At 74.1% G+C, this 13,627-nt stretch carries 12 protein-coding genes and 1 riboswitch; of the genes, 8 read left to right on the top strand and 4 right to left on the bottom strand.

Going from position 1 to position 13,627, the window contains the following annotated elements; all coding sequences use genetic code 11:
* Positions 1–60: 60 nt before the first annotated feature.
* Complete coding sequence (locus tag ACH9D3_RS13055) at positions 61–1,188, top strand: FAD-dependent oxidoreductase (protein ID WP_396411264.1); 1,128 nt, start codon at positions 61–63, stop codon at positions 1,186–1,188.
* Between the two features lie 68 nt (positions 1,189–1,256).
* Here the strand turns inward: ACH9D3_RS13055 and ACH9D3_RS13050 are convergent, their stop codons facing one another.
* Together ACH9D3_RS13050 and ACH9D3_RS13045 are read right to left on the bottom strand one after the other, a co-directional pair.
* Positions 1,257–2,012, bottom strand: coding sequence for an alpha/beta fold hydrolase (locus ACH9D3_RS13050; protein WP_396411263.1), 756 nt, complete (start codon positions 2,010–2,012; stop codon positions 1,257–1,259).
* A 152-nt stretch (positions 2,013–2,164) separates the two neighbouring features.
* The gene (locus ACH9D3_RS13045; RefSeq protein ID WP_396411262.1) at positions 2,165–4,336 is read right to left on the bottom strand and encodes a S9 family peptidase; all 2,172 of its coding nucleotides are present in this window, start codon (positions 4,334–4,336) and stop codon (positions 2,165–2,167) included.
* An 85-nt stretch (positions 4,337–4,421) separates the two neighbouring features.
* Between ACH9D3_RS13045 and ACH9D3_RS13040 the strand changes: the two genes are divergently transcribed.
* A complete protein-coding gene (locus tag ACH9D3_RS13040; protein ID WP_396399032.1) occupies positions 4,422–5,201 on the top strand; it encodes a CPBP family intramembrane glutamic endopeptidase in 780 nt (259 codons plus the stop codon).
* A 42-nt stretch (positions 5,202–5,243) separates the two neighbouring features.
* Here ACH9D3_RS13040 and ACH9D3_RS13035 read toward each other — a convergent pair whose 3' ends face one another.
* Complete coding sequence (locus tag ACH9D3_RS13035; RefSeq protein ID WP_396411261.1) at positions 5,244–5,882, bottom strand: VOC family protein; 639 nt, start codon at positions 5,880–5,882, stop codon at positions 5,244–5,246.
* A gap of 198 nt (positions 5,883–6,080) precedes the next feature.
* A riboswitch (SAM riboswitch) is annotated at positions 6,081–6,196 on the top strand.
* A gap of 77 nt (positions 6,197–6,273) precedes the next feature.
* Between ACH9D3_RS13035 and ACH9D3_RS13030 the strand changes: the two genes are divergently transcribed.
* Genes ACH9D3_RS13030 through ACH9D3_RS13020 form a run of 3 tightly spaced genes read left to right on the top strand, consistent with a single transcriptional unit; the run spans position 6,274 to position 9,561 of the window.
* Positions 6,274–7,665, top strand: coding sequence for a bifunctional o-acetylhomoserine/o-acetylserine sulfhydrylase (locus ACH9D3_RS13030; protein WP_396411260.1), 1,392 nt, complete (start codon positions 6,274–6,276; stop codon positions 7,663–7,665).
* A complete protein-coding gene (metX, locus tag ACH9D3_RS13025; RefSeq protein WP_396411259.1) occupies positions 7,662–8,846 on the top strand; it encodes a homoserine O-acetyltransferase MetX in 1,185 nt (394 codons plus the stop codon). The genes ACH9D3_RS13030 and metX overlap by 4 nt, the downstream gene beginning before the upstream one ends.
* Positions 8,847–8,883: 37 nt before the next feature.
* On the top strand, positions 8,884–9,561 hold the full coding sequence (locus tag ACH9D3_RS13020) for an alpha/beta hydrolase (RefSeq protein WP_396399028.1): 678 nt from the start codon (positions 8,884–8,886) through the stop codon (positions 9,559–9,561).
* On the opposite strand, the gene ACH9D3_RS13015 is transcribed toward ACH9D3_RS13020, so the two are convergent.
* Complete coding sequence (locus tag ACH9D3_RS13015) at positions 9,545–9,787, bottom strand: RNA-binding S4 domain-containing protein (RefSeq protein WP_396399027.1); 243 nt, start codon at positions 9,785–9,787, stop codon at positions 9,545–9,547. The two genes, ACH9D3_RS13020 and ACH9D3_RS13015, sit on opposite strands and share 17 nt — an antisense overlap.
* Positions 9,788–9,983: 196 nt before the next feature.
* Here ACH9D3_RS13015 and ACH9D3_RS13010 point away from each other — a divergent pair, with 196 nt between their 5' ends.
* From ACH9D3_RS13010 to dusB, 3 genes are all read left to right on the top strand, one after another.
* A complete protein-coding gene (locus ACH9D3_RS13010; RefSeq protein WP_396411258.1) occupies positions 9,984–11,366 on the top strand; it encodes a glycine--tRNA ligase in 1,383 nt (460 codons plus the stop codon).
* On the top strand, positions 11,366–12,346 hold the full coding sequence (locus tag ACH9D3_RS13005) for a GNAT family N-acetyltransferase (RefSeq protein WP_396411257.1): 981 nt from the start codon (positions 11,366–11,368) through the stop codon (positions 12,344–12,346). Before ACH9D3_RS13010 ends, ACH9D3_RS13005 begins: the two co-directional genes overlap by 1 nt.
* A gap of 93 nt (positions 12,347–12,439) precedes the next feature.
* On the top strand, positions 12,440–13,618 hold the full coding sequence (gene dusB / locus ACH9D3_RS13000) for a tRNA dihydrouridine synthase DusB (RefSeq protein ID WP_396411273.1): 1,179 nt from the start codon (positions 12,440–12,442) through the stop codon (positions 13,616–13,618).
* The last annotated feature ends 9 nt before the right edge of the window (positions 13,619–13,627 follow it).

The raw sequence follows: 13,627 nt of genomic DNA, 5'->3' as shown, positions 1-13,627 counted from the left end.
GGCCGTGCGCCGCGCGGTGCGCCACGGCACCGGCCCCGCGCGGCGTGCGAGCATGGGCGCATGGACCCAGTGTGCGACGTGCTCATCATCGGCGGCGGTATCGCCGGACTGTCCCTGGCCTCGGAGCTGGCCGCGCGGCGGGGGAGCGGGGCGGGGATCGTGCTCGCGGAGGCCGAGCCGCAGCTGTCCTTGCACACCTCCGGCCGCTCGGCCGAGCAGCTCATCCCCAGCTACGGACCGGCGCCCGTCCGGGAGCTGACCGGGGCGACCGTCGCCCGGCTGCTCGACCCCCGGCCCGCCCCGTCCCGGCCCCTGGCCTGGCCCAGCCGCATGGTCCTGGTGGGGTCCGAGGCGCGGCTGCGCGCCGAGGCCGCCCCGGGGATGCGGGCGCTGTCCCGCGCGGAGCTCGTGGAGCTGTGCCCCGAACTCGCCTGCTCCCCGGCGGACGCGGTCGAGGCCGGGCGCCTCGACGACACCTCCGTGCGCACCGACGCCGCGGCCCTCGTGGCGTGGCACCGGGACCGGGCGGCGACGGCCGGCGCCCGGCTGCTCACGGGCGCCCCGGTGACGGCGGCGGAGCGCGACGGCGACGTCTGGCACGTCGCGGCCGGCGTGCACCGTCTGCGGGCCCGGCGGGTCGTCGTCGCCGCGGGCGCGTGGGCGGACGAGGTCGCGGCCCTGTTCGGCGCCGCCCCGCTGGGCCTGCGCCCGCTGCGGCGCACCGCCGCGCTCGTGCGGCTCGCGAAGCCCCTCGCCCCCGACCACCCCATGGTCGTCGCCGCCGACCGCGGCTGGTACTACCGGCGGGCCGGGGACGGTGCGCTCGTCTCCCCGTCCGAGGCCGTGCCGAGCGCGCCCTGCGACGCGCAGCCCGTGCTCGAGGACGTCGAGGACCTGCTGGCGCGGCTCAACACCGTGACCTCCCTGGGCGCCACGGGGATCGAACGGGCCTGGACGGGCCTGCGCACCGAGACACCGGACGGTGTGCCCGCGTGCGGTCCCGACCCGGCCGTCCCGGGCCTGGTGTGGCTCGCCGGCCAGTCCGGCTACGGCTTCCAGACCAGTGCCGCCATGGCGGACGCGGCCGCGGACGTGCTCCTAGACGGGACCGTGGGTGCGTGGTGCTCCCCGGAGACCGCCGCCGCCCTGGACCCGGGCCGCTTCCGGGCCGGGTCCGGCGCCGCCTGAGCCGCCCGGCACGCTGGCCGCCACGCCACGGAGACCGTGCCCCGCCCGGGGCGCAGCTCTTCCCGGCTTCAGCGGCCGAGCTCGTCGAGGAACATCACGAGATCGGCGGCGACCCGCTCCGGTCGCTCCCACGTCACCAGGTGACCGGTGTCCTCGTAGGCGACCAGTCGCGATCCGGGGATCGCCGCGATCAGCGCCTCCGTGTGGTCGCGGGGGAGCAGGCCGTCGCACGCGCCCCAGAGGACCAGGGTGGGCGCGGTGATCGTCCCGGCATCGGTCGGTGGACGGGCCGTGCCCAGACCCTCGAGCGAGCGCTGCCGCACGCGGGCGGGGATGGCCGCGCCGTCCCGCACCCGTTCCTCCACGTACCACCCGGGGACCGGCTGGACGGTCGGGAACCAGCTGTGGAGATCCCGGACCCAGGCGGGGTCCACGGGGTCGCGCAGTTCTGCCACGGCGTCGGCGAAGGGCGGGCGGCCCTGCAGGGAACGAGGCGAGCCCACCAGGACCAGGCCGAGCACTCGTTCGGGATGGTCGACGGCGACCTGCTGGGCGACGTACCCGCCGCTGGACGATCCCAGCAGGACGGCCGACGGCAGGTCGAGGGCGTCGAGGAGCGCCACCACGTCCGCGGCATGGTCCTGCAGGGTGTAGCCGTCCTGCGGCCGGTCGGAGGATCCGTGGCCGCGCTGGTCCGGGGCCACGGCGCGCACTCCGGCGGGAAGCAGCGGCAGCAGCCGGGAGAACTCCCGGTGGGTTTCGCCCCAGCCGTGCAGCAGGACGACCGGCGTCGCGCCGACGGGTCCGGTGGCAGCCCAGGACATGGTCACTCCCGTCGGGAGAGCGGCACGGTGGATGGGCGGATCGTTCCCCATCGGCTCATTCTAGTCCGCCGGGAGCTGCTGTCCCGGTGGGACGGGCGGTCCACAACGCGGCCGCCGCCCCCGAGGAGGCGAGCAGTGCAGCAGGAGCGTGGTCAGGACCCGGCGAGACCCATCCGGTCCAGCACCCAGGCGTATTCCCAGGCCGTGTCCTTCCACTGCTCGTACCGGCCGGAGGCGCCGCCGTGGCCGCCGGCCATCTCGCAGCGCAGCAGCACCGGGTGGGCCGCCGTCGTGGCGCCCCGCAGCGCGGCGACCCACTTGGCGGGCTCCACGTAGAGCACGCGGGTGTCGTTGAGGCTCGTCACGGCGAGCACCGGGGGATAGGGCAGGGGGCGGACGTTCTCGTAGGGGGAGTAGTCGCGCATGTACCGGTAGACGTGCGCGTCCTCGATGGGGTTGCCCCACTCCTCCCACTCGAGCGCCGTGAGCGGCAGGGTGGGGTCGAGGATCGACGTCAGCGGGTCCACGAACGGCACCGCGGCCAGCGCGCCGCAGTACTTCTCCGGGGCGAGGTTGAGCACCGCGCCCACCAGCAGCCCGCCGGCGGAGCCGCCCATCACCAGGATCCGCCGCTCGTCGACGTCCGGCCGTGCGGCGAGGTGGTCGGTGACGGCGACGTAGTCCGTGAAGGTGTTCGTCTTGTGCAGCTTCTTGCCGTGCTCGTACCAGGTTCGGCCGAGCTCGCCGCCGCCGCGCACGTGCGCCACCGCCCACACCACGCCGCGGTCCAGCAGGGACAGCCGCGAGACCGAGAACGACGGGTCGGTGCTGTGCTCGTAGGAGCCGTAGGCGTACTGCAGCACCGGTGCCGGCACGGAGGGGTCGAGGTCCGCCCGGCGGACCAGGGAGACGGGGATGCGGGTGCCGTCCGCCGCGGTGGCCCAGTCCCGCTCGACCGCGTAGTCCGCGGGGTCGTAGCCGCCGAGCACCGTGGCCTCGCGGCGCAGCAGCGGCTCGGCGGGCAGGGCGGCGTCGTCCCCGGTGGCGCCCGCGGCGAAGACGTCGTAGACGCGCGGGGGCGTCGTGAAGGACGTGTAGGAGAGCCGGACCACGGGGGCGTCGTGCTCCGCGGCGGAGACGCTCGCGGTGTAGAGCTCCTCGGCGAAGGCCGGCTCCGCCGGGGCGGCCTGGGCGGGCGTGCCCAGTCCGGCGAGCGGGAGCAGCCGGACCCGCAGGGTGGTGTCCGCCCGGACGGAGACCACCAGGTGGGTGGACGTCACGGCGCAGCCGTTGACCCGGACGGTTTCCGAGGCCGGCACGACGTCGCGCAGGGCCACCTCCGTCACCGGCCGGCCGAGGTCGGCCGGGTCCATGAGGGAGATGCGGGAGTTCGGGGCGTCGTGGTCGTGGGTCAGCAGGATCTGCTCCCGCCCCTCCAGCAGCAGGGGCTCGGCCTCGTAGAGCACACGGTCGGTGCGGGGCAGCACGACGCGCAGCGGCGCCTCCGGGTCCGCGACCGGCTGGAGGAGCTGCTCGGAGAACTCGGAGCACACGGCCTCCACGACGATCCAGCGCCGGTCCGCGGACAGCCCCGCCCCGAGCCAGAGACCGGGGTCGCTCTCCTCGTGGACGACGACGTCCTCGGCCACCGGCGTGCCCAGCTCGTGCCGGCGCAGCTGGTGGGGACGCCAGGAGTCGTCCACCACGGTGTAGTACACGGCGCGGGCGTCGGGGGTGAGGAAGGACCCGTAGAAGGTGCCGGGGATCTCGTCGGCGAGCACGGCGCCCGTGGTGAGGTCCCGGATCCGCAGCGTGAACCGCTCGTCACCGGTGACGTCCTCGGCCCAGGCCAGCAGCTCCCCGTCCTCGGAGACGTCGAAGCTGCCGAGCGAGTAGAACTCGTGCTTCGCGGCCTCCGCGTTGGCGTCGAGCAGCACCTGCTCCCCGGCCATGGGGATCCCGGGCTCCACGAGGGGCGGCGTCCAGTCGGCGACGACCTCGCCGGAGATCGCCGCGGGGACCCGGCAGAACACCTGGTGCGCTCCGCCCTCCACCGTCCGGGCGAAGTACCACCAGTCCCCGCGCCGGTTGGGCACGGACAGGTCGGTCTCCTGGGTGCGGTCCTTGATCTCCCCGAAGACCGTCTCCCGCAGCCCCGCCAGGTGCGCCGTGGCGGCCTCGGCGTAGTCGTTCTCGGCCGCGAGGTGGCCGAGCACCTCGGGGGAGTCCTTGTCCCGCATCCACTCGTACGGGTCGGAGAACACGTGGCCGTGGAAGGAGCGCTCGGCGGGCTGCTGTCGGATCTGCGGGGGAAGGGCTGTCATGGACCCCATCCTAGGGAAGACGGCCCGGGGCGCGACCCGCCGCCGCTGCCGGGCCGCACCGGTGCTGCGGTGCCAGAATGTGCGCATGAGCACCCCCGCGCACCTCGCCCCGCGACCGCCCGCCTTCGGCTCCACCCGCGCCGACCTGTGGGCGCAGGTGCTCCTGGTGCTCGGGGTGTCCCTGGGCGCCTCGGCGGTCTACGCGGTGCTCTCCCTCGCCGAGGACCTCGCCCGCGGACCGCTGTCCGAGGCGCAGGCGACGATGAACCCGCCGCTGAGCCGGCAGCCGCTGTTCGACCTGCTGCGCCAGCTGACCGGCATCGCCCTGGACCTGGTGCCGGTCCTGCTGGCGCTGTACCTGCTCGCCGGCTCCGCAGGCGCCCTGCGCACGGTGCGCCGGCGGATCGGGCTCGACGCCCGCATGCCCCTCCCGGACCTCGGTCTGGGCACCGTGCTCTTCCTGCTCATGGGGGTGGGGACGCTGGCCCTCTACGGGGCCGGGCGGGCCCTGGGCATCACCGCGGAGGTCACCACATCGGGTCTCGGCGAGCACTGGTGGGCCGTTCCGGTGCTCCTGCTCTCGGCGCTGCGCCACGCCCTGCTCGAGGAGGTCGTCGTGGTCGCGTTCCTGACCGACCGGCTCACCCGCATCGGGTGGGGCTGGCCGGCGGTCCTGGTGGTCACGGCCCTGTTCCGCGGCAGCTACCACCTCTACCAGGGGATCGGGCCCTTCCTCGGCAACGTGGTGATGGGACTCGTCTTCGCGGAGCTCTACCGGCGCACCGGGCGGGTGATGCCGCTCGTCGTCGCGCACTTCCTGCTGGACGCCGTGGGCTTCCTCGGCACCGCGTGGCTGCTGGGCTGAGCCGGCTGCGGCCGGGCACCGGCGTGCCCGGCCGCAGCGGTCTCAGATGGTGACGGAGCCGTCCGGGGTGCTGAAGGTGACGGAGAGGACCCCGGGGGTGCCGGCGGGGTAGCGCCAGTCGACGTCGAGGTCGTCGAGGGCGGTCTCGACCGGGGCGCCCAGCCACTCGGTGACCCGCTCCGGGGCGCCGGCGATCGACATCCCGGCGAGGCCCACGTCCGTGATCCGCGCCTGGGACGGGTGCATCTCCGGGCCGGAGTCGAAGCGCACCATGAACGGCAGCTGCGGATCCGCGATCAGGCCCTTGACCCCGATCTGGTGCCACTCCAGGCACCGCCCGTCCGGGAACACCCGGCAGCCGGGGACGGAGGAACGGCCCAGTCGCCGTTCGAACGGCGCGAGGTCCTCGACCTCGACGACCCAGCCCAGCCAGCCGCCGCCGGCCTCGGAGCGGGCGCGCACGGCCTGGCCGAACGGGGCCTTCACCGCCGCGGGGTGCTCGAGGACCTCGACGACCTCGACGTACTGGTGGTTCGTGAGGGGGAGGATCATGTTGCGGGTGCCGAAACGGGGGTGCACACCGCCCTTGACCGGTTCGATCCCGAGCTGGTCGGCGATCCGCTCGGTGGTGGCCGCCAGGCCCTCCGGGCGGCAGGCGTAGGACACGTGGTCGACTCTCATGGCCACATCGTGGCACCGTGTGAGTTTCGTCTCCAAATCGGCCGGGCCCGGCCACGACGCGGTTCGCTCCCCGGCTCACCTTCCGGTCCGAACTCCGGTCCGCGGCGCGTCCGGCGCCGCGCGGGCCGGGCCGTTCTCGGGAGTCGTGCCCGGCCCCGGCTTGACGCCGCCGCGCCCGAATCCGGACAATGTTGTCCAGGTCATGAGCGCCAGCGTCCAAGCCCCAGCTAGCTGGCCGGCAACCCTCCTCCGCGGTGGGGTGCCCTGGGTGAAGACCAGGCTCCTCGCGACCCGCGAGCGAGCAAGCGCGGGTCCCCGGTGCCCGGCCGTCGCTCGGCCGCACCAGCTCGGCCGGAAACCGGACCCCTGACACCGCAAGGAGTCCCACGGCATGTCCGAGTCCCCCGCTGCCGGCACCGGCGCCCCCACGACCGCACGGCCCACCCCGGACAACCCGGCCGGCTGGTCCTTCGAGACCCGGCAGATCCACGCGGGGCAGAGCCCCGACCCGGTCACCGGGTCCCGGGCCCTGCCGATCCACCAGACCACGTCCTTCGTCTTCCCGGACGCCCAGGCCGCCGCCGACCGCTTCTCGCTCGCCGAGCTCGGCCCGATCTACACGCGGATCGGCAACCCGACCACGGAGGTCGTGGAGAACCGGATCGCCGCCCTCGAGGGCGGCGTGGGCGCCCTGATGGTCAGCGCGGGACAGTCGGCCACGACGTTCGCGGTGCTCAACGTCGCGGGAGCGGGCGACCACGTCGTGGCCAGCCCCAGCCTGTACGGCGGGACCTACAACCTCTTCAAGTTCACGCTGCCCAAGCTCGGCATCGAGACGACGTTCGTGACGGACCCGGACGACCCCGAGGCCTGGCGGAGCGCGGTGCGCCCGAACACCAAGGCCTTCTTCGCGGAGACGATCCCGAACCCGCGCAACGACGTCCTCGACATCGAGACGGTCGCCGGGATCGCCCACGACAGCGAGGTGCCGCTCATCGTGGACAACACCGTGGCCACCCCGTACCTGGTCCAGCCCTTCCGCTGGGGCGCGGACGTCGTGGTGCACTCCGCCACCAAGTTCCTGGGCGGCCACGGCACCGCCATCGGCGGCGTGATCGTGGACTCCGGCGCCTTCGACTTCGGCCGCTACCCCGAGCGCTTCCCCGGCTTCAACCAGCCGGACGAGTCCTACGGCGGGCTCGTCTACGCCCAGGCCCTGGGCGCGGAGGGCGTCTTCGGCGTCAACCTCTCCTACGTCCTCAAGGCCCGGGTGCAGCTGCTGCGCGACCTCGGCTCGGCGATCTCCCCGTTCAACGCGTTCCTCATCGAGCAGGGCATCGAGACGCTGTCCCTGCGGATGGAGCGGCACGTGGCCAACGCCGGGGCGGTGGCCCGCTGGCTGGCGGCCCGCCAGGACGTGCGCTCGGTGTCCTGGGCGGGGCTGGAGTCCTCGCCGTGGCACGAGCGGGCGCTGAAGTACGCGCCCCGGGGCGCCGGGTCGATCCTGGGCTTCGTGCTCGACGGCGGCCGGGAGGCCGGGGCCGCCTTCGTGGACGCCCTCACCCTGCACTCCAACGTGGCGAACATCGGGGACGTCCGCTCCCTCGTGATCCACCCGGCGTCCACCACGCACAGCCAGCTCCTCCCCGAGGAGCAGCTGGCGTCCGGCGTGGAGCCGGGCTTCGTGCGCCTGTCCGTGGGCCTCGAGCACATCGACGACATCCTCGCGGACCTGGAGCAGGGCTTCGCCGCGGCCGCGGCCGCGCGCGGAGGACAGGAGTGACCGTGACGGTCGTGCGGGGCGCCGCCGCCGGGACCGACGTCCGCGAGGACGGGGTGCCGCGCGTGGCCGAGATCGGCACCCTGGAGCTCGAGTCGGGCTTCCGGCTGCCCGGGGTCCGGATCGCCTACGAGACCTGGGGGACCCTCGCCCCGGACCGGTCCAACGCGGTCCTCGTCCAGCACGCCCTCACCGGGGACACCCACGTGGCCACCGGACGGGCCCGCCCCGGCGCCTCCGAGGCCGAGCGCCGCGCCGCGGAGACCGGCGGCTGGTGGGAGGGTCTGGTGGGCCCCGGCGCCGCCATCGACACGGACCGGTGGTTCGTGGTCTGCACCAACATCGTGGGCGGCTGCTACGGCTCCACCGGCCCGGCGACCCCCGCGCCGCCGGAGGTGGACCCCGAGGGGCGTCCCTGGGGCTCCCGCTTCCCGCTGATCACCGTCCGGGACGCCGTGCACGCCGAGGCGGCGCTCGCCGACGCCCTCGGCATCGAGGCGTGGCGCCTCGTGATCGGCGGCTCCATGGGCGGCGCCCGGGCCCTCGAGTGGGCCGTGACCCACCCGGACCGCGTGCGGGCGTGCGCGGTGGTCGCCGCGTGCGCCCGGTCCAGCGCCGAGCAGCTCGCGTGGGGCCAGGCGCAGAAGCTGGCGATCCACCAGGACCCCGACTTCCGGGGCGGGGACTACTACGACGGGCCGTTCCCCGTCACGGGCCTGGGGCTGGCCCGGCGGATCGCCCACATCACCTACCGCTCGCCCGACGAGCTGCACCACCGGTTCGGCTGCTCGCCGCAGGCCGGCGAGCAGGTCATCGACACGCACCCCGGTCGCCGGGGGCGCTACCAGGTGGAGAGCTACCTCGACCACCAGGCGTCCAAGCTCGCCGGGCGCTTCGACGCCAACAGCTACCTGGCCGTCAACGAGACCCTCATGTCCCACGACATCACGCGGAACCGGGGCACCCTGGAGGAGGCCCTGTCCATGACCTCGTGCGAGTGGCTCGTGGCGGCGGTGGACTCCGACCGGCTGTACCTGCCCCGCGAGTCGGACGTCCTGGCGGCCGCCCTGCCTGGAGACGTGCGGCGGCACACCCTCACCTCGCCGTCGGGCCACGACGGCTTCCTCATCGAGGCCCCGCAGCTCGGCCGGCTGCTCCTGGAGACGGTCCTGCACGAGCCCTGAGACCGTGCCCGCCGCACCCGGGTGGCAGACTGGAGCCATGACCGACACCCCCGCGACCGACACCCCCTTCGCCGTCTGGAACAACGACGCCGACGCCCGTCCCGGCACCCCGCTGCTCGTGCTGCTGCACGGCTACGGCTCGCACGAGCAGGACCTCATGGGCCTCGTCCCGGCCCTGCCGGAGGAGTTCAGCGTGGTGTCCCTGCGCGCTCCCGAGCCCATCGACTCGGGCTACCAGTGGTTCCCGCTCGCCGCGGACCTCAGCTTCTCGCTCGACCGGGTGGCGGAGGCCGTGCGGCCCGTCGCGGCCTGGCTGCGGGAGCTGGCCGCCGACCACCCCAGCATCACGCTGCTCGGGTTCTCGCAGGGCATGGCCATGGCCACGTCCCTCGCCCGCCACCTGCCCGGCGAGGTCACCGCGGTGGTCGGACTGTCCGGCTTCGTGGTGCCCGGGGCGCACCCCCTGTTCGCCGACGAGCGGCTGCGGGAGCAGCCGCTGCGGATGTTCTGGGGCCGCGACCCGCAGGACCCGGTCATTCCGCAGGAGCTGGTCGACTCCACGGCCGAGTGGGCGCTCGAGCACGCCGACGCCATGAAGGTGCACTACACCGGGGTGGGCCACGGGATCAGCCCGCAGGAGCTCGGGCACGTGCGCGAGTACCTGACGCAGGTGGTGCTGGGCGCCCCGGTCCGGGCGGTCAGCCGCCCGCGGTGATCCGGACGGAGGCACCCCCTGCGGAGACGACGTCGCCGGGGTGCAGCTGCCGGCCGCGGCGGGTCTCGACCTCCCCGTTGACCGAGACCTGACCGTCTTCCACGAGACCCCGGGCGTGCGCGCCGTCCTCGGCGAGGTTGGCCAGCTTGAGCGCCTGGCCCAGCCGGATCATGTCGTCGCGGATGGGCAGCTCGTCGGGGCCGCCGGGCGGCTGGGGAGTCGTCATGCGCCCATTGTCCCAGCTCCGGGCCGGTCCGCGCGCCCGGCGGGAATTGGCTACCCTGGGACGAGGACGTCGCACGCGGCGTCCTCGTTCATGACGGCCGACGGCGGCCGCTCTCCCGGCGGCGCTCCGCCGGGCCACACCACTGACCACGCGCGTCCGCAGCCGGCGGTCGGGCGGAATCCCGGAGGAAAACCACATGGCCCCCAAGTCCACGTTGGACAACGTCATCTCGCTGGCCAAGCGCCGCGGGTTCGTGTTCCAGGCGGGTGAGATCTACGGCGGCTCCCGCTCGGCCTGGGACTACGGGCCCCTCGGCGCGGAGCTCAAGGAGAACATCAAGCACGAGTGGTGGCAGACCTTCGTGCGCGGTCGCGAGGACATGGTGGGACTCGACTCCTCGATCATCCTCCCGAAGGCCGTCTGGGAGGCCTCGGGGCACGTGGCGACCTTCACGGATCCGCTCGTGGAGTGCACCTCCTGCCACAAGCGCGCCCGGCAGGACCACCTGGTGGAGGCCTTCGAGGAGAAGAAGGGCCGCGCCCCGGAGAACGGCATGGCCGACATCCCCTGCCCCAACTGCGGGACCAAGGGCCAGTGGACGGACCCGCAGCAGTTCTCCGGGCTGCTGAAGACGTTCCTGGGCCCCGTCGACAACCAGGAGGGCCTGCACTACCTGCGGCCCGAGACCGCGCAGGGCATCTTCGTCAACTTCAACAACGTGGTCACCGCGGCGCGGAAGAAGCCGCCGTTCGGGATCGGCCAGATCGGCAAGGCCTTCCGCAACGAGATCACCCCCGGCAACTTCATCTTCCGCACGCGCGAGTTCGAGCAGATGGAGATCGAGTACTTCACGCACCCGTCCGAGGCCGGGCACTGGTTCGACGAGTGGGTCGAGGCGTGCTGGGACTGGTTCACGGACCTGGGCATCGACCCCGATCACATGCGCCGCTTCGACGTCCCCGAGGACGACCGGGCGCACTACTCCGCCGGCACCATCGACATCGAGTACCGGTTCGGCTTCCAGGGCAATCCGTGGGGCGAGCTCATGGGCGTGGCCAACCGGACGGACTACGACCTCGGCGTGCACAACGAGCACTCGAACACCGACCTCAGCTACTTCGACCAGCAGAGCAACGAGCGCTACGTCCCGTACGTGATCGAGCCGTCCTTCGGGCTGACCCGCTCGATGATGGCGTTCCTGGTGGACGCGTACACCGAGGACGAGGCGCCCAACTCGAAGGGCGGCACGGACCGGCGCACGGTCCTGAAGCTGGACCCGCGCCTGGCGCCGGTGAAGGCCGCGGTGCTCCCGCTGTCCCGCAACGAGGACCTCTCGCCCAAGGCGAAGGACCTGGCCGCCGAGCTGCGCCGGAGCTGGAACATCGACTTCGACGACTCGGGGGCGATCGGGCGCCGCTACCGCCGCCAGGACGAGATCGGCACCCCCTACTGCATCACCGTGGACTTCGACACCCTCGAGGACCAGGCGGTGACCATCCGCGAGCGGGACGCGATGACCCAGGAGCGGGTGGCCCTCGACCAGGTCAAGTCCTACCTCGCCGGGAAGCTCGTCCGCTGATGAGCGGCGTGCACAGCGGACCGGGGCTGCGGCCGTGGCGGGACGGGGACGACCTGCGGCTGCTCGAGGTGTGGCCCGACGCGGAGACGCCCCAGGCGGCCGCCTTCCGTGCGGCACTGCGTCCCGACGACGACGCCCCGTGGTCGCGCACCCTCGTGGCGGAGGACTCCGGCGTGCCGGTCGCCGCGGGCACGGTCTACGAGTCGGCCCTGCACCCGGAGCGGCTGTGGGCCTACGTGGAGGTCGCCCCCGACCGCCGCGGCGAAGGCCTCGGGCGCGCCCTGCTGGAGCGGCTGCGCACCGAGGCCGCGGGCGCGCCCTCGGGCGTGCAGGCCCTGCGCACGAAGGCCGCGCCGGGGTCGACCGGTGAGCGCTTCGCCCGGGCCGCCGGGCTCGGACCCGTCCAGGACTCGCGCGTGGTCCGGGTGGAGGCGGGAGCGCTGCCCCTCCAGCCGATGCGGGAGCACGCCGACGGGACGCCCGCGCAGGCCGTCGAGGACCTGGCCACCGGCTCCGTGGAGCTCACCCGGGTGCTGTGGGACTTCTACCGCTCCGTCCACGCCTGGGACGAGCCGGCGGACCTGCCCGTGGGGCGGGTCAACCAGCTGTTCCTCTCCGACGCCGCGCACGCCTTCGGCGCCGTGGTGCTGCGCAACGGGGTGGGGCCCGGGGAGCGGGGGCGGATCTCCGCCTTCGCGGTGAGCTACCGGCCGGTCGAGCTCGACGGGGCCCCCGGCGCCCCGGAACCGGCCGAGGACGCGGTCGCGCACGTCCTGCTCGGCTGGGCGCCGGGGGACGCCGCGGCGGGTCCCGCGCTCGAGCAGCTGCTGGCCCTCCTGGCCCACCACCACCCCGTGCAGTTCCAGGTGGACGGGTCGATGGAGCCGCTGACCGAGGTCGTCGAGAACCTCCTGGCGGCCGGTGTCGCCACCGTCGTCGAGACCTCCGTCGTCCTCGCGGAGGACGCCGTGGGTGGCTGACGGCGTTCTCCGCGCGGACGGGACGGGACAGCTCGGCCGCCGAGGGCCGGGCGAGCACGGTGCCCTCCCCGTCCGTGAGAGAATTCCCCGGTGATGGACACCCGCAGCGACAACCCGCCCGCCCGGCTCGACCTCCCGCCGCTGCACCTGGGCGACCTCGTGATCGACGTCCCCGTGGTGCTGGCCCCGATGGCCGGGGTGACCAACAAGGCCTTCCGCCGGCTGTGCCGCGAGTACGGCGGCGGCCTCTACGTCACGGAGATGGTCACGGCCCGCGCCCTGGTGGAACGGCGGCCCGAGTCGATGCGGATCATCGACCACGACCCCGACGAGACGCCCCGCTCCATCCAGATCTACGGCGTCGACGCCGGCCACGTCGGCCAGGCCGTCCGGATGGTCGTGGAGGAGGACCGGGCCGACCACATCGACCTGAACTTCGGGTGCCCGGTGCCCAAGGTCACCAAGCGCGGCGGCGGCTCCGCCCTGCCCTGGAAGACCGACCTGTTCACCGGGATCGTGCGCACCGCCGTCGAGGAGGCCTCCCGCGGGAACGTCCCCGTGACCGTCAAGATGCGCAAGGGCATCGACGACGACCACCTCACCTTCCTCGAGGCCGGCCGGATCGCCCGTGACTGCGGCGTCGCCGCCGTCTCCCTGCACGGGCGCACCCTCGAGCAGCACTACTCGGGGACGGCGGACTGGGACGCGATCGCCCGGCTGCGCGAGGCCCTGCCGGACGTGCCCGTGCTCGGCAACGGGGACATCTGGAGCGCCGAGGACGCCGTGCGGATGGTCGAGCGGACCGGCGTGGACGGCGTGGTCATCGGCCGCGGCTGCCAGGGGCGGCCCTGGCTGTTCGGCGATCTGCAGGCCGCCTTCGAGGGCCGTGCCGACCGGTTCCGCCCCGGCGTGGCCGAGGTGGCCCGCTCGATCTACCGCCACGCCGAGCTGCTGGTGGAGACCTTCGCGGACGAGGGCAAGGGCCTGCGCGAGATCCGCAAGCACGTCGCCTGGTACTTCAAGGGCTATCCCGTGGGCGGGGAGCTGCGCGCCCGGATGGCCCAGGTGCCGGACCTCGCCACCCTGCGGGAGCTGCTCGACCAGCTGGACCTGGGCCTGGGCTACCCGGGGGAGGCGGTCGAGGGCCCGCGCGGCCGGGCCGGCTCGCCGAAGAAGCCGCACCTGCCGGACGGGTGGTTGAGCTCCCGGGAGCTCGGCGACACCGAGCGGACGGGCCTGGTCGCGGCGGAGCTCGACGTCTCCGGCGGCTGAGCCGGCCCC

Origin of the sequence: Kocuria kalidii, assembly GCF_044462225.1 — a bacterium.
Classification (GTDB): Bacteria; Actinomycetota; Actinomycetes; order Actinomycetales; family Micrococcaceae; genus Kocuria; species Kocuria kalidii.
Note: the sequence above shows the minus strand (reverse complement) of the source record. Positions and strands in the feature narration are given on the sequence as shown.

Excerpts from the sequence above, each read along its gene's own strand:
- ACH9D3_RS13035 (WP_396411261.1), bottom strand. The coding sequence starts at position 5,882 with ATGAGAGTCGACCACGTGTCCTACGCCTGCCGCCCGGAGGGCCTGGCG.
- ACH9D3_RS13055 (WP_396411264.1), top strand. The coding sequence starts at position 61 with ATGGACCCAGTGTGCGACGTGCTCATCATCGGCGGCGGTATCGCCGGA.
- ACH9D3_RS13020 (WP_396399028.1), top strand. The coding sequence starts at position 8,884 with ATGACCGACACCCCCGCGACCGACACCCCCTTCGCCGTCTGGAACAAC.
- ACH9D3_RS13010 (WP_396411258.1), top strand. The coding sequence starts at position 9,984 with ATGGCCCCCAAGTCCACGTTGGACAACGTCATCTCGCTGGCCAAGCGC.
- ACH9D3_RS13030 (WP_396411260.1), top strand. The coding sequence starts at position 6,274 with ATGTCCGAGTCCCCCGCTGCCGGCACCGGCGCCCCCACGACCGCACGG.
- ACH9D3_RS13015 (WP_396399027.1), bottom strand. The coding sequence starts at position 9,787 with ATGACGACTCCCCAGCCGCCCGGCGGCCCCGACGAGCTGCCCATCCGC.
- ACH9D3_RS13040 (WP_396399032.1), top strand. The coding sequence starts at position 4,422 with ATGAGCACCCCCGCGCACCTCGCCCCGCGACCGCCCGCCTTCGGCTCC.
- dusB (WP_396411273.1), top strand. The coding sequence starts at position 12,440 with ATGGACACCCGCAGCGACAACCCGCCCGCCCGGCTCGACCTCCCGCCG.
- ACH9D3_RS13050 (WP_396411263.1), bottom strand. The coding sequence starts at position 2,012 with ATGTCCTGGGCTGCCACCGGACCCGTCGGCGCGACGCCGGTCGTCCTG.
- ACH9D3_RS13045 (WP_396411262.1), bottom strand. The coding sequence starts at position 4,336 with ATGACAGCCCTTCCCCCGCAGATCCGACAGCAGCCCGCCGAGCGCTCC.
- ACH9D3_RS13005 (WP_396411257.1), top strand. The coding sequence starts at position 11,366 with ATGAGCGGCGTGCACAGCGGACCGGGGCTGCGGCCGTGGCGGGACGGG.